This window comes from Acidovorax sp. GW101-3H11, assembly GCF_001633105.1.
GTDB lineage: Bacteria > Pseudomonadota > Gammaproteobacteria > Burkholderiales > Burkholderiaceae_C > Acidovorax.
Genome location: NZ_LUKZ01000002.1, coordinates 229,971 through 249,976 on the forward strand (window position 1 = coordinate 229,971; position 20,006 = coordinate 249,976).

The 20,006-nt window shown below is 67.7% G+C and carries 15 protein-coding genes; 7 read left to right on the forward strand and 8 right to left on the reverse strand.

Annotated elements, in window-relative coordinates; genetic code table 11:
• Positions 1-222: 222 nt before the first annotated feature.
• From A1D30_RS03265 to A1D30_RS03290, 6 genes are all read right to left on the reverse strand, one after another.
• Positions 223-1,032: an ABC transporter ATP-binding protein gene (locus A1D30_RS03265; protein WP_063459423.1), complete on the reverse strand. Its 810-nt coding sequence runs from the start codon at positions 1,030-1,032 to the stop codon at positions 223-225.
• 223 nt (positions 1,033-1,255) lie between these two features.
• Entirely contained in the window at positions 1,256-2,581 is a 1,326-nt protein-coding gene (locus A1D30_RS03270; RefSeq protein WP_063459350.1) for an ABC transporter substrate-binding protein, read from the reverse strand.
• 136 nt (positions 2,582-2,717) lie between these two features.
• Complete coding sequence (locus A1D30_RS03275; protein ID WP_063459351.1) at positions 2,718-3,794, reverse strand: branched-chain amino acid ABC transporter permease; 1,077 nt, start codon at positions 3,792-3,794, stop codon at positions 2,718-2,720.
• A gap of 31 nt (positions 3,795-3,825) precedes the next feature.
• Positions 3,826-4,755: a branched-chain amino acid ABC transporter permease gene (locus tag A1D30_RS03280; protein WP_063459352.1), complete on the reverse strand. Its 930-nt coding sequence runs from the start codon at positions 4,753-4,755 to the stop codon at positions 3,826-3,828.
• A 28-nt stretch (positions 4,756-4,783) separates the two neighbouring features.
• Positions 4,784-5,569: an ABC transporter ATP-binding protein gene (locus tag A1D30_RS03285; protein ID WP_063459424.1), complete on the reverse strand. Its 786-nt coding sequence runs from the start codon at positions 5,567-5,569 to the stop codon at positions 4,784-4,786.
• 118 nt (positions 5,570-5,687) lie between these two features.
• Complete coding sequence (locus A1D30_RS03290) at positions 5,688-7,634, reverse strand: AMP-binding protein (protein WP_063459353.1); 1,947 nt, start codon at positions 7,632-7,634, stop codon at positions 5,688-5,690.
• 181 nt (positions 7,635-7,815) lie between these two features.
• Between A1D30_RS03290 and A1D30_RS03295 the strand changes: the two genes are divergently transcribed.
• Positions 7,816-9,606: an AAA family ATPase gene (locus A1D30_RS03295; protein WP_063459354.1), complete on the forward strand. Its 1,791-nt coding sequence runs from the start codon at positions 7,816-7,818 to the stop codon at positions 9,604-9,606.
• Positions 9,607-9,611: 5 nt separating this feature from the next.
• Positions 9,612-10,451 carry a general secretion pathway protein GspB gene (locus A1D30_RS03300; protein WP_063459355.1) on the forward strand — a complete coding sequence of 280 codons (840 nt, stop codon included), beginning with the start codon at positions 9,612-9,614 and terminating at the stop codon, positions 10,449-10,451.
• Positions 10,452-10,585: 134 nt separating this feature from the next.
• Here A1D30_RS03300 and A1D30_RS03305 read toward each other — a convergent pair whose 3' ends face one another.
• Positions 10,586-11,788, reverse strand: coding sequence for an ABC transporter substrate-binding protein (locus tag A1D30_RS03305; RefSeq protein ID WP_063459356.1), 1,203 nt, complete (start codon positions 11,786-11,788; stop codon positions 10,586-10,588).
• A gap of 164 nt (positions 11,789-11,952) precedes the next feature.
• Here A1D30_RS03305 and A1D30_RS03310 point away from each other — a divergent pair, with 164 nt between their 5' ends.
• Positions 11,953-12,687, forward strand: coding sequence for a Crp/Fnr family transcriptional regulator (locus tag A1D30_RS03310; RefSeq protein WP_063459357.1), 735 nt, complete (start codon positions 11,953-11,955; stop codon positions 12,685-12,687).
• A 33-nt stretch (positions 12,688-12,720) separates the two neighbouring features.
• Here A1D30_RS03310 and A1D30_RS03315 read toward each other — a convergent pair whose 3' ends face one another.
• A complete protein-coding gene (locus A1D30_RS03315) occupies positions 12,721-14,451 on the reverse strand; it encodes a methyl-accepting chemotaxis protein (RefSeq protein ID WP_063459358.1) in 1,731 nt (576 codons plus the stop codon).
• Positions 14,452-14,870: 419 nt separating this feature from the next.
• Between A1D30_RS03315 and A1D30_RS03320 the strand changes: the two genes are divergently transcribed.
• The 4 genes from A1D30_RS03320 (at position 14,871) to A1D30_RS03335 (ending at position 19,962) form a co-directional block, all read left to right on the forward strand.
• Positions 14,871-15,767, forward strand: a complete 897-nt coding sequence (locus A1D30_RS03320) for a DUF4394 domain-containing protein (protein WP_063459359.1) — start codon at positions 14,871-14,873, stop codon at positions 15,765-15,767.
• Positions 15,764-16,414 (forward strand): methylamine utilization protein, encoded by a 651-nt coding sequence (locus A1D30_RS03325; protein ID WP_109790880.1) that lies wholly within the window; start codon positions 15,764-15,766, stop codon positions 16,412-16,414. The genes A1D30_RS03320 and A1D30_RS03325 overlap by 4 nt, the downstream gene beginning before the upstream one ends.
• Positions 16,411-18,774 (forward strand): EAL domain-containing protein, encoded by a 2,364-nt coding sequence (locus A1D30_RS03330; protein WP_082836296.1) that lies wholly within the window; start codon positions 16,411-16,413, stop codon positions 18,772-18,774. Before A1D30_RS03325 ends, A1D30_RS03330 begins: the two co-directional genes overlap by 4 nt.
• 96 nt (positions 18,775-18,870) lie before the next feature.
• Positions 18,871-19,962 carry a pseudouridine synthase gene (locus tag A1D30_RS03335; protein ID WP_242421768.1) on the forward strand — a complete coding sequence of 364 codons (1,092 nt, stop codon included), beginning with the start codon at positions 18,871-18,873 and terminating at the stop codon, positions 19,960-19,962.
• Positions 19,963-20,006 lie beyond the last annotated feature (44 nt).

Here is a 20,006-nt window from a genome sequence, read left to right on the forward strand (position 1 = left end):
GGTTCCTATGCGGTGGTTATGAATGAAATAAGCCTTATGCGCCTGTCCATCAAGCGCGATTGGCTATCAAAATAGGAGTGACTTTGTATTTCTAGGTACCTGGGTAGCGCTATCGCCAAAACCGCCACAGCCGCCATCTCAGCGCACCCGTGGAACTGGCTCTGCCAGGCCACTGGGTGCGTCCCCCTGAGGGGGAAGGCGCGCCAGCGCCTCAGGGGCACCTTAAGCAAGCCAGCGCTTGCGCCGCTTGTAGCTCTTCACATCCTTGAAGCTCTTGCGCTCGCCGCCGCCCACGCCCAGGTAGAACTCCTTCACGTCCTCGTTGTTGGCCAGGTCGCTCGCGGCACCGTCCATCACCACACGGCCGCTTTCCATGATGTAGCCGTAGTCCGAATACTTCAGCGCCATGTTGGTGTTCTGCTCGGCCAGCAAGAAGGTGACCTTCTCCTTGGTGTTCAGGTCCTTCACGATGTTGAACACCTCCTCCACGATCTGCGGCGCAAGGCCCATCGAGGGCTCGTCGAGCAGCACCATGCTGGGGTTGGCCATCAACGCGCGGCCAATGGCGCACATTTGCTGCTCGCCGCCCGATGTGTACGCCGCCTGCGAGGTGCGGCGTGTCTTCAGGCGCGGGAAGTAGTTGTAGACCTTCTCCAGGTTGGCCGCGATCTCGGCCTTGCTGGTGCGGGTGTAGCTGCCCGTCATCAGGTTTTCTTCAATGGTCAGGTGGGCAAAACAGTGCCGCCCCTCCATCACCTGCACCACGCCGCGCTGCACCAGGTCGGCGGGCGAGAGGTTTTCGATGCGCTCGCCGCGCAGCTCGATGGAACCCTTGGTGACCGCGCCCCGCTCGCCCTGTAGCAGGTTCGAGATCGCGCGCAGCGTGGTCGTCTTGCCCGCGCCGTTGCCCCCCAGGATGGCCACGATGGAGCCCTGCGGCACCTGCAGTGACACGCCCTTGAGCACCAGGATCACGTGGTTGTAGATGACCTCGATGCCGTTGACGTTGAGAACAATGTTTTTTGAGTCCATGGTGTTGCCTTCGCTGTGCCAATCCAAAAAGCTGCTGCAAAGGCAACTCTTTGGATTGGCGGCTGCCCCACAAGGAGCAACCACAAATCACAGGCCGCAAACACTGTCGCAGCCCAATGCCAGTGCCACCGCGCAAGGGCCGCCCCGCCGCGCTGGTGGCGTCCCCCTTCCCGGCGAAGCCGAGAGAAGGGGGAAGGCGCGTTAGCGCCTCAGGGGGATGACCTCAAGACTGGCAGTCTTCCGGCGTACGCGGCGTCAGCTTCTTCTCGGCTGCGTACTTCGCCGCCGTCGCCTTCACCAGCGGCTTGATGATCTGCTCGTCAGCCTGCAGCCAGTCGGATGTGAACTTCCAGGCCTTGCCATCCCAGGTGTGGATGCGGGCCCAGGCGGCGCCCATGTGGTCGGTGCACGAGGTGCTGATGGGGCGCATCACGCCCGCAAAGCCCAGCGCATCCAGCTTGGGCTGGGTGAGGTTCAGGTTTTCCAGGCCCCAGCGCACTTGCTCGCCGCTCATGACCTTGCCCTTGCCGAAGCGGTCCTGGGCAGCGCGAATGCCTTCCACGCCCAGCATCGCGCTCATGGCGCCGCGCATGTACAGCACCTGGCCCACTTCGTCCTTGGGGCCTGTGCCCTGGCCCTTGTCGTGCAGCTGGGCCAGCACGTCCTTGACCAGCTTGGACTGGGGTTCGGCGCCGTGCTGCATGGTCACAGCGTTGTAGCCCTTGGCGCCGTCGGCCACGTCCTTCACGTCGGGCTCGGCACCGGCCCACCACACGCCGTACATCTTCTCGCGCGGGTAGCCGGTGGCCTGTGCTTCCTTGATGGCTGTGGAGTTCATCACGCCCCAGCCCCACAGTGCCACGTAGTCGGGACGGGCCTGGCGGATCTGCAGCCAGGTGGCCTTTTGCTCCACGCCGGGTGCCGTCACGGGCAGCAGCTGCAGGTCAAAGCCGTGCATCTTGGCGCGCTCTTGCATCAGCGGGATGGGCTCCTTGCCGTAGGGGCTGTCGTGGTAGACCAGAGCGATCTTCTTGCCCTTGAGCTTGTCCAGGCCGCCTTCCTTCTTGCCGATGGCCTGCAGGATGGCATCGGCCGCCACCCAGTAGGTGCCTGCAATCGGGAAGTTCCACTTGAACACGCTGCCGTCCGCGCTCTCCGAGCGGCCATAGCCAATGGTCACCACCGGAATCTTGTCGGCTGGGGCCTTCTCGGTGATGGCAAACGTGGCGCCCGTGGACAGGGGCTGCACGAACGACGCACCCTTGCCCTTGAGGCGTTCGTAGCACTCCACGCTGCGGGCCGTGTCGTAGCCGGTCTCACATTCTTCAAACGAGAGCTTCACGCCGTTGATGCCGCCCCGGGCATTCACCAGCTTGAGGTAATCCACGTAGCCATTGGCCCAGGGTGCGCCGTTCGGGCCGTAGGGGCCCGTGCGGTACGACAGCACCGGGATGAACTGTTCTTTGGCCTGCGCGAAGGCGCTGGTCGATACGACCGATGCACCGGCGGCCACAGCGGCCACGGCCAGAACCAGGGTACGAAGCTTCATGGTTGTCTCCTGTCAATAAAGTGGTTGAAGCACTGCGAAATCACATGGGCCTTCAGTCAAACAACAATCGCTGCAGAACGCATCGGTGTTATCGAGCAAGCCTCTTGGTGGATATGGAAAAAGTCGGGGCAGCCGCTCAATGCGGGAAGGGCCACAGGCGCAGCTTCTGCTTGCCCATCGACCACAGCTTGGCCAGGCCATGCGGCTCCACAATGAGGAACCACACGATCAGGCCGCCAAAGATCATCAGCTCGGCGTGCGAGACACCGGCGGTGGAGATGCTGATGCCGAACAGCCCCAGAAAAAGCGGCAGGAACTGGTTGAGCGCAATGGGCAGCACCACGATGAAGGCCGCGCCAAAGAAGCTGCCCATGATGGAGCCCATGCCGCCGATGATCACCATGAACAGCAGGCGGAACGACATGTCCACCGAGAACGCGCCGGGCTCCCAGGCGCCCAGGTACACAAAGGCCCACAGGCCACCGGCCACGCCGATGATGAAGGAGCTGACGGCAAATGCGCTGAGCTTGGCGTACATGGGGCGGATGCCGATCACCGAGGCGGCCACGTCCATGTCGCGGATGGCCATCCACTCGCGGCCAATGGCGCCGCGCACCAGGTTCTTGGCCATCAGTGCCATGACCACCAGGATCGCCAGGCAGAACAGGTACTTGGAGGTGGCGCTTTCGATCGGCATGCCGAACACCTGCAGGTTGGACACCGACACCGAGCCCGAGGGGGTGTCGAGCGTGAACCAGCGAATGCGCAGGAACATCCAGTCGCTGAAGAACTGCGCGGCCAGCGTGGCCACCGCCAGGTACAGCCCCTTCACCCGCAGGCTGGGCAGCCCGAACAGGATGCCGAAGAACGTGGCGCACAGGCCGCCCAGGATCAGTGCGGGGATCAGTGGCAGGCCGGGCAGCCGCACAAAGAAGTTGTAGGCACCGTAGGCCCCCACGGCCATGAAGGCACCCGAGCCCAGCGAGATCTGGCCGCAGTAGCCCACGAGGACGTTCACCCCCAGGGCCGCCAGCGACATGATCACGAACGGGATCAGGATGGCGCGGAAGAAGTAGTCGCTGGCGAGCATGGGCACCGCCACAAAGGCGACGGCCAGCAGCAGGGCGATGGCGATGCGGTCCTGTGCGATCGGGAAGATCTGCTGGTCGGCGCGGTAGCTGGTCTTGAACTGGCCGTTTTCGCGGTAGAGCATGTGAAATCTCCTGTGTTCTTGTTGTTATGGCTTACACGCGGTCAATGATCTTCTCGCCAAACAGCCCCTGAGGCCTGAAAAGCAGGAATACCAGAGCCAGTGCATACGCGAACCAGATCTCGATGCCCCCGCCCACGTAGGGGCCCAGGTACACCTCCGACAGCTTCTCGCCCACACCGATGATCAGCCCGCCGATGATGGCGCCGGGCACCGAGGTGAGGCCGCCCAGGATCACCACCGGCAGCGCGCGCAGCGCCACCGTGGCCAGCGAGAACTGCACGCCCAGCTTGCTGCCCCAGATCATCCCGGCCACCAGGGCCACCACGCCGGCCACGCACCACACGATCACCCAGATGCGGTTGAGCGGGATGCCGATGGACTGCGCGGCCTGGTGGTCGTCGGCCACGGCGCGCAGCGCACGGCCGGTGGAGGTTTTCTGGAAGAACAGCGACAGGGCCACCACCAGCGCGGCGGCAATCGCGGCGGCGATCACGTCTTCCTTGTTGATCAGGATGCCGCCCTGGAACATGCTCTCCAGCGCAAACATCGGGTCCTTGGGCATGCCGATGTCGATCTTGTAGATGTCGCCACCAAAGATGGTCTGGCCCAGGCCTTCCATGAAGTAGGCAATGCCCAGCGTGGCCATGAGCAGCGTGGCGCCTTCCTGGTTCACGAGGTGGCGCAGCACCAGGCGCTCGATCACCCAGGCCACCACAAACATCACGGCGCCTGCGAGCACAAAGGCGATCAGGTTGGCGGCGATCTGGTTGTCCAGGCCCGTCCACTTCGGAATCCATTCGGCAAAGCGTGCCATGGCCAGTGCCGCAAACAGCACCATCGCGCCCTGCGCAAAGTTGAACACGCCCGAGGCCTTGTAGATCAGCACAAAGCCCAGCGCCACCAGCGAATACAGCATGCCGGCCATGAGGCCGCCCAGCAGTGTTTCAAGAAAAAATCCCATGTTGTTGTCTCCTGCGCTTTCGGGGGCTTCAGTGCGATGTGCCCAGGTAGGCGCTGATCACGTCCTGGTTGTTGCGCACCTCGTCGGGCGTGCCGTCGCCGATCTTCTTGCCGTAGTCCAGTACCACCACGCGGTCGCTGATGTCCATCACCACGCCCATGTCGTGCTCGATGAGCACGATGGTGGTGCCGAACTCGTCGTTCACGTCCAGGATGAAGCGGCACATGTCCTGCTTTTCCTCCACGTTCATGCCCGCCATGGGTTCATCGAGCAGCAGCACCTGCGGCTCCATGGCGAGAGCCCGGCCCAGGTCCACGCGCTTTTGCAGGCCATAGGGCAGCTGGCCCACGGGCGTCTTGCGGAACGCCTGGATCTCCAGAAAGTCGATGATGTGCTCGACCTTCTCGCGGTGGGCCATCTCCTCGCGCTCGGCGGGGCCCAGGCGCAGCGCCTGCAGGAACAGGTTGCTTTTGATCTTGAGGTTGCGGCCGGTCATGATGTTGTCGATCACGCTCATGCCCTTGAACAGCGCCAGGTTCTGGAACGTGCGCGCCACGCCCATCTCGGCCACCTGGCGCGAGTTCATGTGCGAGAACGTCTTGCCCCGGAAGGTGATGGAGCCGTCCTGCGGCGTATACACGCCGTTGATGCAGTTGAGCATGGAGCTTTTGCCCGCGCCGTTCGGGCCGATGATGGCGCGGATCTCGTGCTCCTTCACGTTGAACGAGATGTCGGTGAGTGCCTTCACCCCGCCAAACCGGAGGCTGATGTTCTTGACGTCGAGGATGACGTCGCCGATCTTCTTGGTGGTCATGGTGGGGGGCTTCTCCAGCGGGTAGAGCGCGGGCTTCATGCGGCAGCCTTCACGGGCGCGTAGGTCTTAGTTCCGGCGTAACTTGCTGCGCAAGTGAGCCTCCTCTGAAACGATCCCATCATGCGGCCCTCCGCATGCTGGGATACGTTTTGGTATCCGACAGCTTCAGGGTGGCGCTCACGCTGCCCGTGCGGCCGTCTTCGAACTTGACCTGGGTTTCGATGTATTGCTCGGCGCGGCCCGCATACAGCGCGTCCACCAGCACCGCGTATTTCTCGGCAATGAAGCCACGGCGGACCTTGTTGGTGCGCGTGAGTTCGCCGTCGTCGGCGTCCAGCTCCTTGTGCAGCACCAGAAAGCGGCTCACCTGGCTGCCCGCCAGCAGGGCGTCGGTCGCGAGGTCTGCGTTCACCTTCTCGATGCACTCGCGGATCAGCTCGTACACGTCGGGCTTTTGCGCCAGGTCGGTGTAGCCCGCATAGGGCAGGTTGCGGCGCTCGGCCCAGTTGCCCACGGCGTCGAAGTCGATGTTGACCATCACGCACACCTTCTCGCGGCCGTCGCCCAGCGCGACCACCTCCTTGATGTGCGGGAAGAACTTGAGCTTGTTCTCCACATACTTGGGCGCAAACATCGCGCCGTCGTTGGCGCCGCCCTTGATGCGGCCCACGTCCTTGACGCGGTCGATGATCTTGAGGTGACCGTGCGCATCGAGGAAGCCCGCGTCGCTGGTGTGGTACCAGCCATCGGCGGTGAGCACCTCGGCCGTGGCCTTGGGGTTCTTGTAGTACTCCTTGAGCAGCCCGGCCGACTTGACCATGATCTCGCCGTTGTCGGCCACCTTGATCTCCACGCCCCGGATGGGCACACCCACCGTGTCGGCGCGTGCCTGGTTATCGGGCTGCAGGCAGACGAACACGGCGGTCTCGGTGGAGCCGTAGAGCTGCTTGAGGTTGATGCCGATGGAGCGGTAGAAGGTGAACAGGTCGGGGCCAATCGCCTCGCCCGCTGTGTAGGCCACGCGCACGCGGCTGAAGCCCAGGTTGTTGCGCAGTGGGCCGTAGACCAGCAGGTTGCCCAGCGCGTACTTGATGCGGTCCAGGGTGCCCACGGCTTCGCCGTCCATCAGCGCCGGGCCCACGCGCTTGGCCACGGCCATGCAGGCGTGGAACATCTTGCGCTTGATGGCGCCCGCGTCTTCCATGCGGATCATCACACTGGTGAGCAGGCCTTCAAAAATGCGCGGCGGCGCAAAGTAATACGTGGGGCCGACTTCCTTGAGGTCGATGGTCACGGTGCTGGCCGACTCGGGGCAGTTGACCACGTAGCCGCAGGCCAGCCACTGCGCGTAGCTGAAGATGTTCTGGCCGATCCAGGCCGGGGGCAGGTAGGCCAGCACCTCTTCGCTGCTGGTGAGCTTGTCGAACTCGGCGCCTGCGCTCGCGCGGTCCAGCAGGGTGCTGTGGGTGTGCACCACGCCCTTGGGGTTGCCTGTGGTGCCCGAGGTGAAAAACATCGCAGCCACATCGCCCGGCTGGGCCTTGGCCACCTCGCTCTTGAACCACTGCGGGTGCTTGGCGACATGGGCGGCACCGGCTTCGATCAGCGCATCGAGCGAGGCCAGGCCCGGCTCTGCGTAGTTGCGCAGGCCGCGCGGGTCGTCAAAGAAGATGTTGGAAATCTGCGGGCATTGCTCGCGGATTTCGAGCAGCTTGTCCACCTGCTCCTGGTCTTCGACCATGCAAAAGCGCACCTCGGCGTTGTTGAGCGGGAAGATGCACTCGGCGGCCACCGCATCCTGGTACAGCGGCACGGGGATGGCGCCCAGCGACTGGGCAGCCAGCATGGTGGCGTACAGGCGGGGGCGGTTGGCGCCGATCACCACCATGTGCTCGTGGCGCTGCAGGCCCGCCAGGTGCAGGCCGGCGGCCACCTGTTCCACCAGGCGCACCAGGTCGGCCCAGCTGTGGGTTTGCCAGATGCCATATTCTTTTTCGCGCAGGGCCGGGGCCGTGGGGCGCTCGGTGGCATGCTTGAGCAGCAGTTGCGGGAACGTGGTCAACATTGCAGGTTCCTGAAAGTGAGAAGGTGTCGGCCCGGTGACAGCCGGGAGCGCAGGCTTGTGTTTGCGCGATGGGGGAATGCTAGGACCCACTTTGACGCCATCTTGTCTTGCCGACGACAATTTAGGGGTAACTCCTTGGTGGGTAAAACCCTGCCTGCGGGTGGGCGGTATCCTCCAAGCCATGTACGCCCCGTTTTTCGGTCTCCAGCATCCCCCGTTTTCCATCGCCCCGGACCCGCGCTACCTGTTCATGAGCGAGCGCCACCGCGAGGCCCTCGCCCACCTGCTGTATGGGCTGGATGCCGGCGGCGGTTTTGTACTGCTGACCGGCGAAGTGGGCGCGGGCAAGACCACGGTATGCCGCTGTTTTCTGGAGCAGATCCCGGCGCACTGCAACGTGGCCTACATCTTCAACCCCAAGCTCACCGTGCGGGAGCTGCTGCGCTCCATCTGCGACGAGTTCGGCGTGCCGCACAAGCCCATGGTGCCGGGCGGTGTGGAGACGGTGAAGGACTACATCGACCCGCTCAACGCCTCGCTGCTGGCCGCGCACGCGGCGGGGCGCAACACCGTGCTCATCATCGACGAGGCGCAAAACCTCTCGGCCAACGTGCTGGAGCAGCTGCGCTTGCTCACCAACCTGGAGACCAGCGAGCGCAAGCTGCTGCAGATCATCCTGATCGGCCAGCCCGAGTTGCGCACCATGGTGGCCAGCCCCGCACTGGAGCAGCTCGCGCAGCGCGTGATTGCACGCTTTCACCTCGATGCGCTGAGCCCGCGCGAGACCCAGCAGTACATCGCCCACCGCCTGGCTGTGGCGGGCCTGCAGGGGCCCATGCCGTTCCGCCAGCGCGCCATCGCCCGTGTGCACACGCTGTCGCGCGGCGTGCCCCGGCGCATCAACCTGCTGTGCGACCGGGCCCTGCTGGGCGCCTACGCCGCCGGGGTGCGCGAGGTGAATGCCTCCACCGTGAACCGCGCTGCGCGCGAGGTGTTCGATGCCCCGGCCTCGGCCGCCGCCGCGCGCCAGGGCCAGCCCTTGCTGCCCCGCTGGGCCGTGGCGGGTCTGGGCGCCGTGGCGGGGGCTGCGCTGGTGGCGGCGGGTGGCTGGGCGCTGGGCGCCTGGCCCACACTGGCCCCGCGCGGTGCGGGCGCGCCGGTGGCGGCCACGGCGCCTGCATCGCCTGCCAGCGCGGCGGTGGCGGCGGGGGGGCGTGCACAGCCCCCGGCCACAGCCGCCAGTGCTGCCTTGGCGGTGGGTGCTGCTGCAGCGGCAACAACGGCAACAGCAGCAACAGCGGCCGCATCCACGCCGTCTGCGGCGCCGGGGGGGGGCGCGCCCTTGTCCGACCTGCAGCAGTTTCTGGCCGCACTGCCCGCCAGCGATGGCCCGGCCTGGCAGGCGCTGGCCACCCGCTGGAGCGCCAGCGTGCCCGAGGGCGCCGACGCCTGCGCCACGCTGCCGCGCGAGGGGCTGCGCTGCTACCGCAACCGCCGCGCGGGCCTGAACCTGGTGCGCCAGATCGACCGGCCGGTGCTGCTCACGCTGTTCCCCTCGGACGATGGCGACAGCGCCGTGTCCGCCGTGCTGCGCAGCCTGGACGGCGACACCGCCACGCTCGAAGGCGCGGGGCGCACGCTGCAGGTGCCCGTGGCCGAGCTGGCCCAGGTGTGGCGCGGTGACATTGCCACCCTGTGGCGCGCCCCGATCGGCATGCCCGACAAGGGCGACATTGCCGAGAGCACCGCCGGTGCCGCCTGGCTGGACAAACAACTGGCCACGCCCGCTGCGGGGGGTGCAGGAGCCAGTGCACGCGCGCGGGCCACCACCCCCGCCGCGCGTCAGGCGCGCATCCAGCGTTTTCAGCTGGCCCAGGGCGTCACGCCCGATGGGCGCGCCGGTCCGCTGACCCTCATGCTGCTCAACCGCGTCAATGGCGTGAGCGAACCCCGTCTGCGCACAGGAGCCTGAACCCCATGTCCTACATCCTTGATGCGCTGCGGCGCGCGGAAGCCGAACGGGGGCGGGGCGGCGTGCCCGGGCTGCATTCGCAGGCGGTGCCGGTGCCCGGTGCGGCGCCGGTGGCCGAGCGGACCGCCGCTTCGCCCTGGCTCATGGCCAGCGCCGGGGTGGCCGTGGCGGCCGTGGCCGTGGTGGGCACCTGGTGGGTGATGCAGCGCCCAGCCCCTGCGCCGGTGGTGGTGGCTGCGGCCCCCGCTCCCGCACCCGCACCCGCACCCGCAGCGGTGCCTGCAGCGCCCCAGCCTGCCCCGGTGGCCATCGCCCCCGCACCTGCGGTGGAGGCCCCTGCGCCCGAACCGCGCCCTGCCGAAAAACGCAGCGCGGCCCCACCGCCGCGCGAAAAAGCTGCGCCCCCCGCGCCCGCGTCCGCGCCCCCCGCGCCCGCGACCCGGGGCGCCGAGCCGCCTGCGCCGCCCGCCCGCTCCCGTGCCGAGCCCACCCGCGATCTTGCCCGCGACCCTGCCCGTGATGTGGCCCGCGATCCCGCGCGTGGGGTGGTTCCGCCCCGGGCGCCCGAGCCCGCCGCCGTGGCCGCTGCACCCGCGCCCACCACGGCCACCGGCACGGTGTTCGCCCAGGGCGACCTGCCCGAGGCCGTGCGCGCGCAGCTGCCCTCGCTCAAGATTTCGGGCGTCACCTACTCGGCCAATCCGGCGTACCGCATGGCCATCGTCAACGGCCAGGTGCTGCACGAGGGCGACCCGGTCGGCCCGGGGCTGTTGCTGGAGAAGATCGAGCCCGGGCGCACCATCTGGTCGTTCAAGGGCTACCGCTACGGGCTGGCGTCGCAGTAGCCTGTTGGGGTGTCAATGGGGCCGGATTTCTGAAGAAAAAACGGCCTCTGCGCGCGATGGATATACCTTTTAAGCTATATATTTAATAGCATTCATGCCTGCGCCATCGGGGCGCCGCGTCCGCGCCCGCCAGGTCAGCGGATAAAGCGCCCGTCGCGCCCCACCAGCGTCAGCTCCACAAAACGCGAGGCATTGCGCTCGGGCGCACTGGCGCTGATCTCGAAGCCGCCCAGGTCCCATTTCTTGAGGTTCCAGGTCGCGTCGATGAAGGCGGCGCGCGTGGGGTTGCGGCCTGCGCGCTGCAGGGCTTCGGCAAACACGCGGGCGTTGATGTAACCCTCCAGCGCCAGGTGCGAGGGCTCGGCCGTGGCGCCCGAGGCCTTCCAGGCCGCCTGGAACTCGCGCACCACGGGCATCACCACGTTGGAGGGCAGGGGCACCACCTGCGAGATCGCCATGCCCGTGGCGTCGGCGCCCAGGGCCTTGACGGTGGCGGGCGTGCCCATCACCGACAGCGCATACAGCGTCACGCCGCGCTTGAGCGCCCGGAACGCCTTCACAAACTCCAGCGTGGGCTTGCCCGCCAGGCCGATCACGATGGCCTCCAGGTTGCCGCCCGCCAGCTTGGCGGCGGCGCTGCCCGCGTCCGAGGCATTGCTCTCCACCGTTACGGTCAGGGCCTCGGGCAGCTTGAGCCGGTCCATGGACTGCTTGGCCGCGCTGAACACCTCTTTGCCGAACGCGTTGTTCTGGTAGACGATGCCGATGCGCTGGATGCCGATGGTGGACAGGTGCTGCACCAGCTTCTCGGCCTCGTCGGCATAGCTGGCGCGGATGTTGAACACACTGCGCGCCTTGGTGCGGCTGAGCTGCGCGCCGGTGAAGGGCGCAAAAAACGGGATGCCGCTCTCGACCACCTTGGGCAGCATCGCGTCGATCATGGGCGTGCCCATGCAGTTGAACAGTGCAAAGGTGGCCGGGTCGGCCAGGAACTGCTCCACATTGGCCAGCGCCTTGGGCACGTCGTAGGTGTCGTCCAGCGTGGTCAGTTCAATGGCCTTGCCATGCACGCCGCCGCGCGCATTGAGGGCCGCAAACGCTGCCTTGGCACCCTGGTGCATGGCCGAGCCCAGGTCGCCCAGCGGGCCGGTGAGGGCGGTGGACTGCGCAATCTTGATCGCGCCGTCCTGCGCCCGGGCGCGCCCGGGCATGCCCGCCAGCCCCACCCAGGGCAGGGCGGCCACGGCGGCCAGGGCCTGGCGCCGCCCCAGCCCACGGGGTTGTGCGGCATGGGCGTGCACGGCATCGTCCGGCGCGGTGGATCGGTGTTGGTTCATGGTGTTGTCTCCTCGGTAGCCCCGGCCTCGCGAAGACCTTGCACAGGTTCCAGGGCCGGGGGAGGCGCCATCATCCGGTGGAGATTGGCATTTTTTTGTCTTTCTGACGACAATTCAGATCAGGATTTCCCGTATCCCCCGACCCCACCGACCGGACCGCGCCCATGGACTCCCGCATCAACCAGGACCTGTCGCTGCACCAGCGCCGCCGCTCCCCCACCGCCGACGAACTGCGCGGCATCCCGTGGCTGGACCAGTTGCAGCCCGCCGAGCGCGAACGCGCCGTGGCCTCGCTGCTGGTGGGCGATGCCCAGCCGGGCGACTACGTGTGCCGGGTGGGGCGCCCCGTGACCTACTGGTTTGGGGTGGTGGAGGGCCTGCTCAAGATGAGCAGCGACGACGCGCAGGGCCAGACCATGACCTATGCCGGCCTGCCCCCGGGTGGCTGGTTTGGCGAGGGCACGACCATCAAGCGCGAGCCCTACCGCTACAACATCCAGGCGCTGCGCAAGAGCATCGTGGCGGGCCTGCCCATCGACACCTTCCACTGGCTGCTGGACCACTCCATCGGCTTCAACCGGTTTGTGATGAACCAGCTCAACGAGCGCCTGGGCCAGTTCATCGCCGCGCGCGAGATCGACCGGCTGAACAACCCCGATGTGCGCGTGGCGCGCAGCCTCGCGTCGCTGTTCAACCCGGTGCTGTACCCGGGCGTGGGCGAGGTGCTGCGCATCACGCAGCAGGAGCTGGCCTACCTGGTGGGGCTGTCGCGCCAGCGCGTGAACGAGGCACTGGCCGCGCTGGAAGCGCAGGGCGCGATCCGCATCGAATACGGCGGCCTCAGGGTGCTGGACCTGGCGGCGCTGCGGTCGAGCATCTTCCAGTTCAAGGGGGGCTAGGAGCCTGTTCTAGGCTGCTGCCCCCGGTGGCGCTCAGCGCGGCAGCGACGGCAGCTTGCCGCGCGGCTTCAGCGCCGGTGCGCGCGGGGGCGCGCTGCGAAAGGCCGGGGCGGGCACGGGGGTCGGGGCGGCCAGCGGGGCGGCCATGGGGTTGCCCGTGCCCCAGCTGTCATCGCTACCGCCATCGCTGCGCGACAGGCGGAAGGTGCCCACCATCTGCGTGAGGCGCCCGGCCTGGTCCTTGAGGCTGTCGGCGGCGGCGGCGCCTTCTTCCACCAGCGCGGCGTTCTGCTGCGTCATTTCTTCCAGCGCGCCCACCGACTGGCTCACATGGCCGATGCGCTGGCTCTGCTCCTGCGTGGCGGCGGTGATCTCGCCCATGATGTCGGACACACGGCGCACCGACAGCACCAGCTCCTCGATGGTCTTGCCCGCGTGGTTCACCAGGGTGCTGCCTTCCTGCACCTGATCCACGCTGGTGCCGATGAGCGCCTTGATCTCGCGCGCAGCGTTGGCCGAGCGGCCGGCCAGGTTGCGCACCTCGCCCGCCACCACCGCAAAGCCCCGGCCCTGCTCGCCCGCGCGGGCGGCTTCCACGGCGGCGTTCAGCGCCAGGATGTTGGTCTGGAACGCGATGCCGTCGATCACGCTGATGATGTCGGCGATCTTGCGCGAGCTGGCGCTGATGGTGTCCATGGTGCGCACCACCTGGCCCACCACCTCGCCGCCGCGTGTGGCGGCATCGGATGCGGTGGACGCGAGCTGGTTGGCCTGGCGGGCCGAGTCGGCGCTTTGCGACACGGTGCCGGTCAGCTCCACCAGCGAGCTGGCGGCGCTTTGCAGGTTGTGCGAGGTCTGTTCGGTGCGCTGGCTCAGGTCCAGGTTGCCCGAGGCCACCTCGGAGCTGGCCACCAGGATGGAGTCGGCCGTCTGGCCGATCTCGCCCACCAGGGTGCGCAGGCGCTCCTGCATGGCGGCAATGGCTTCGAGCAGGCGGCCGGTTTCGTCATGGATGCGTACTTCGACCTGCGAGGTGAGGTCGCCACGCGCAATGCGTTCGGCCACCACCACGGCGCGACCGATGGGCGCGGTGATGCTGGTGGTGATGCGCCACGCAATCAGCGCGCCCAGGCCAATGGCCAGCGCCACCAGCAGGCCGCCCACCAGGCGGGCGTTGCCCTGGGTCTGCGCGCTGGAGGCGGCGGCTTCGGCGTTCAGGCTGTTCTGCAGCGTGATCAGTTCGCGCAGCTTGGCGCGCCAGGCGGTTTCGCCCGGGGCCACGCGGGTCATCAGCGCCAGCGTGGCGCTCACGGTGTCGCCGTCGTCGGCGGCCTTGATGGCGTTGGCGAGCTCAGGGCGCGCCTTGCGGCCCAGCTCCTGCACCTCGGCCAGCAGCTTGATCTCGGCAGGGGTAGCACTGTCGGGCGTCAGCAGCGCGGCCAGGGCGGTTTCCTGGGTGGCGTATTCCTTGAGCGTCTTGTCCACGGCTTCGATCTGCCCGCGTGCCTGTTTGGGGTCGATGTCGTTGAGCATGGCGGCCGAGCGGCTCTGGATGCCGATGGCGCTCACGCTCTCCAGCATGCCGTTGACCAGTTTGGCCTTGTTGGCCCCGGTGCCGGTGATCTGTTGCATTTGCCCGTTGACCTGGCTCACCGACAGCTGGCCCAGGGCCGCCACCGCGATGATGAGCACCAGCATGCAGCCAAAGCCCAGGCTGAGCCGGCTGGAGATCGACAAGGATTTGAGAGAAGCGGCGGCAGGCATGGAAGTCCTTGTGTCTCGGTGGGCGTCAGGGGATCGGGGGGAATCAGGTCGGCACGAATCAACCCGTGCGCAGGGACCGAAGCAATATCGGTGCCCACAGTGACAGGCCGGGCCCTTGCACGTTCGACGCAGTGTAGGCAGAAATCTCAAAATGTGTCATGAGCGTTACGGATGGGGACATGCCCGAATTGCATGGCCGGGTTTGTTACAAATGAGTGGGCGCGTTGTGGCGACTCGGTCGCACCAAAGTGCAACAGGACGTGGGCGCAGAATTTGTATAAAAAATGCCGTTATCGCGCGATGGGTATGCCTTTGTTGCTATTATTTTTGATGTCACTCCAAAGCCCTTCGGGTTTGCCCCGGGGGGCGACGGCCGCAGGGCGATCAGGTATAAACCTGTAACAGTTGCGAGGTCTTTTATGCATCCCACTTTTTGTTCTTCGGCGCTGCGCGCCGTCCCAGCGGCCGTGGTGGTGGCGCTGCTCGCAGGGTGTGCGGCCACGCCCGCGCCCGACACCGGCCTGCGCGAGGCGGTGGTGGCGGTGACCAGTGCCCACGAGCTCATCACCTTCCATGCGGGCCAGCCTGGCCGCATCCTGGAGCGGCGCCCGGTCACCGGCCTGCCCGCAGGCGACCGGCTGGTGGGCATCGACTTCCGCGTGGCCAAGGGCGTGCTGTATGCGCTGTCGCAGGCCGGGCGCCTGTACACGCTCGACATCCCCACGGGGGCGCTGCGCCCGGTGGGGGCTGCGCCAGCGGCACTGCCCCACGTCGGCAGCGTGTTCGGCTTTGACTTCAACCCGGCGGCCGACCGCATCCGCGTGGTGTCCAACACCGGCCAGAACCTGCGCCTGCACCCCGACACCGGGGCTGCCGTGGACGGCGACCCGGCCGTGGAGGGCGTGCAGCCCGACCCCGCCCTGCGCTATGCCTGGGCCGACGTGAACGCCCGCCGCAAGCCCGACATCGCGGGCGCCGCCTACACCTACAACCCCAACGACAGCAAGATCACCACCAACTACGCCATCGACCGTGCGCTGGGCGTGCTGGTCACGCAGGGCTCGCGCGAGGGCACCACGCCCGTGGTCTCGCCCAACACCGGGCAGCTGCGCACCGTGGGGTCGCTGGGCCTGGGCTCGCTGACCGATGTGGCGTTTGACATTGCCGACGTGGGCAACACCGCCCTGATTGCGGTGCGCACGGCGGCCGACGGCCAGACCCGCCTGCACCAGGTGGACCTGGCCACCGGCGCCACCCGGCCCCTGGGCCTGGTGGGCGAGGGCACACCGCTGGTGGGCATGGCGATCGAGCCATGACCTCTGGCGGCGCCCGTCCTATCAGCTGCCTTGGCCGCACTGGCCGCGCGCTGCTGTGCGCGGGGGCGCTGGCGGGCGGGGGCTGGGCCGCCCAGGCGGGCCCTGTGCAGGTGGAGGTGGCCGATGCGGCGGGCAAGCCGCTGGCCGACGCCGTGGTGTTTCTCGATTCGGCCGATGCGCGCAAGCTGGCCCGGCCGCTGGCGGGTGTGGAAATGGCGCAGGAGAAGCGGCAGTTTGTGCCTGGGGTGCTGGTGGTGACCGCTGGCACCGAGGTGCTGTTCCCCAACCGCGACACGGTGCGGCACCATGTGTATTCGTTCTCGCCTGCCAAGAAGTTCGAACTCAAGCTCTACACCGGCACCCCCTCCAACCCGGTGCTGTTCGACAAGACCGGCGTGGTCGCGCTGGGCTGCAACATCCACGACCAGATGGTGGGCTGGATCCTGGTGCTCGACACCCCCTATTACGCACGCAGTGCGGCCGCCACCGGCCGGGTGCTGCTCGACAACGTGCCGCCCGGCACCTACACACTGCGCACCTGGCACACCCGGATGCCCGTGGGCGCCCCCGCGCAGGAGCAGGCGCTGACGGTGCCCGCCACCGGCACCGCCACGGCCTCGGTGCGCCTGACGGGGTTGCAGCCTTGACGCGGCTGCGCCTGGCCCGGCGCAGCCTGATCCTGCGGCTGGTGGGGTTGTCGCTGCTGCTGCTGCTCATCGTGCAGGCGGCTGGGTTTGCCGTGGTGCGGGCCTCCATCGACCGCAATGCACGCGCCCAGATCGCGCGCGCGCTGGACCTGGACGAAAACATCTGGCGCCGCCTGCTGGAGCAGAACGCCGAGCGCCTGCGCCAGGGCTCGGCGCTGCTGGCGGCCGACTACGGCTTCCGGTCAGCGGTCAACTCGGGGGACGAGGACACCATCCAGTCGGTGCTGGAGAACCACGGCAGCCGCATCGGCGCGGCCATGACGGCCCTGCTGGGCACCGACCTGGCCCTGCGCTCCGTCAGCCTGGCCGATGGCATGGAACAGTTTCCCGCCACGCTGGAGCAAGTGGTGCCCCGCCTCGCGCAGCAGCCGCAGGGCAGCCAGGTTGCGGTGATGGACGGCGTGCCTTACCAGTTTGTGATGGTGCCCATGCGCGCGCCGGTGGTCATCGGCTGGGTGCTGATGGGTTTTCGCATCGACCAGTCGCGTGCCGACGAAATGCGGCAGCTCCTGTCGGTGCATGTGGCCCTGATGGTCAAGGCCCCCGGGGGCGTGATGACCCTGCCGGTCAGCACCTTGCCTGCGGATGCGCAGGCCTTGCTGCTGGGCAGCGGTGGTGCGTCGGGCGAGCTACAGACCGCCGAAGGGACCTTGCTGGCACGCTCCACACCGCTCGACAGCGTGGGCGGCGAGGTGCATTCGCTGCTGCTGCGCTCGGTGGACGAGGTGGTGGCCCCCTACCGCCAGCTGCAGGTGCTGCTGGCCATCATCACCGTGGCGGGTGTGCTGCTGTTTGCGGTGGGCACCGGGCTGGTGGCGCAGCGGCTCACCACGCCCCTGCGTTCGCTGCTGGCGGCCACGCAGCGCCTGTCGCGCGGCGAATACGACGTGCCGCTGGAGCACACCGGCCGCATGGACGAGATCGGCAATCTGGCGCGCTCGTTTGACCACATGCGCGTGGACATCGCGGCGCAGCAAACCGAAATCCGCCGCCTGGCCTACTGGGACCGCCTGACCGGTCTGCCCAACCGGGAGCGTTTCCGCGAAGCCGTGGTGCGGGCCCTGGCGGGCCATCCCGAGCACCCGGGCCGTGCAGGGCATGCCAACACGCCCCAGCCGGTGGCGGTGCTCACCCTCGACCTGGACCGCTTCAAGCACGTGAACGACGTGCTGGGCTATGCCTTTGGCGACCGCCTGCTGCAGGCCGTGGCCGGGCGTCTGAGCCTGCAGGTGCGTTCGCCCGAGGACATGGTGGCGCGCCTGGGCGGCAACGAGTTCGCCATCCTGCTGCTGAATGCAGACGCCGCCGCCGCGCACGACATCGCCCAGCGCATCAACCAGTCGTTCGAAGAGCCGCTGGCGTTAGAGGACCAGACAGTGGACCTGAGCGCGGGCATCGGCTTTGCCTGCTGGCCGGGCGATGCAGACGATGCCGACACCCTGCTCAGCCGCTCGGAAATCGCCATGTATGCGGCCAAGCGCAAGCTCAGCGGGGCGCTGCAGTACGACGCCGCGTTCGACTCCACCAGCGCGCAGACCCTGTCGCTGCTGACTGAGCTGCGCCATGCGGTGGAGCACCACGAGCTGCGCCTGTACCTGCAGCCCAAGGTGCCGCTGCATGGCCAGGCGGGCATGGCGGCCGAGGCGCTGGTGCGCTGGCAGCACCCGCAGCGCGGGCTGGTGCCGCCCATGCAGTTCATCCCGTTTGCCGAGCAGACCGGGTTTGTGCGCCAGCTCACGCTGTGGATGTTTGAGGAGGTGGCGCGGCTGCTGGCCGACCCGCGCACGCGGGGCCTGCCGCTCAGAGTGTCGGTCAACCTCTCGACCCGCGACCTGCTCGACCCGGAGCTGAGCAACCGGCTGGCCGACATCCTGGCGCGCCACGGCGTGGCGGCCAGTGCGTTCTGCCTGGAGATCACAGAGAGCGCGATCATGGACGACCCGCAGCGCGCCGAAGCCATGCTCAACCGCTTGTCCGAGCAGGGCTTCAAGCTGTCGATTGACGACTTTGGCACCGGCTACTCGTCGCTGGCCTACCTAAAGCGCCTGCCGGTGGATGAACTCAAGATCGACAAGTCCTTTGTGATGGGCATGGAAACGGGCGAAGACGACGCGATGATCGTGCGCTCCACCATCGACCTGGCGCACAACCTGGGGCTCACGGTGGTGGCCGAAGGCGTGGAGACCGCCGCCATCCTGGAGCAGCTGCGCACCCTGGCCTGCGATGAGGCGCAGGGCTACCACATCACGCGGCCCCTGCCGGTCGAGGACTTCCTGGCCTGGCAGGCGCGCCAGGGGTAGGCTGCACCGGGTTTTGTGGGGGCGCCAAGGCGTTCGGATCAGGGGCCGCCGAAATTCATTTGGGCGCCGACCGGCCCGCAGGCGAAAATACGCGCAATGTCTTCTTCAGCTCCTCGCCCGCCTGCGGGCCCCGCCGCTCCGGCCGCCGATGCCGGTGGCCCTTCTTCGCCTGCCGCGCCGCGCGCCGTGCTGCGCCGCCCCACCCTGGCGGCCAAACCCGCGCCCGCGCGGCCTGCGCCGCCGCCCCGGGCCCCCCGGCCTGCCCGGGCGCCCGCACCGTCTACCTACCGCGTCGCGTCGGGCGCGTTTGTGGCGCCCGTGCGCCAGGTGCCTGCGCCCGCCACCACCACCGTGGGCGGCCTGACCACCTCGCGCCTGAACAAGCGCATGGCCGAGCTGGGCCTGTGTTCGCGCCGCGAGGCCGACGACTGGGTGGAGCAGGGCTGGGTCAAGGTCAACGGTGTGGTGGCCACCATGGGCCAGCAGGTCACGGCCGCCGACCGCATCGAGGTGGACAAGATCGCCCAGGGGTTCCAGGAGCAGCGCGTCACCATCCTGCTGAACAAGCCCATCGGCTATGTGAGCGGCCAGGCCGAGGACGGCCATACGCCCGCCGTGGCGCTGATCAACCCCCGCTCCCACTGGCGTGATGACCCCAGCCGCAACCGCTTCTCGCCGCCGCAGCTGCGGGGCCTGGCGCCCTGCGGGCGGCTCGATATCGACTCGGTGGGCCTTTTGGTGCTGACCCAGGACGGCCGCGTGGCCCGGCAGATCATTGGCGAGGACTCCGAGATGGAAAAGGAGTACCTGGTGCGCGTGGTCTACCAGGCACCGGGCCAGGCGGTGCCCCGCCACCCCGGCGAGCGCTCCGCACCGCTGCAGGAAATCGACGAGCGTGACCCTGTCAGCACCAATGTGCAGGCAGTGTTCCCCAAAGAGTTGCTGGAACGCCTGCGCCATGGCCTGAGCCTGGACGGCGAGCCACTCAAGCCCGCCAAGGTCGAGTGGCAGAACCCCGAGCAGCTGCGGTTTGTGCTCACCGAGGGCAAAAAGCGCCAGATCCGCCGCATGTGCGAGCTGGTGGGGCTCAAGGTGGTGGGCCTCAAACGCATCCGCATCGGCCGCGTGACCCTGGGCCATCTGCCCGTGGGGCAGTGGCGCTACCTGTCGCCCAACGAGCGCTTTTGAGCGTTGCCGGGCTCCGTACAACCCCCTTTTTTCTGGATCGGAGC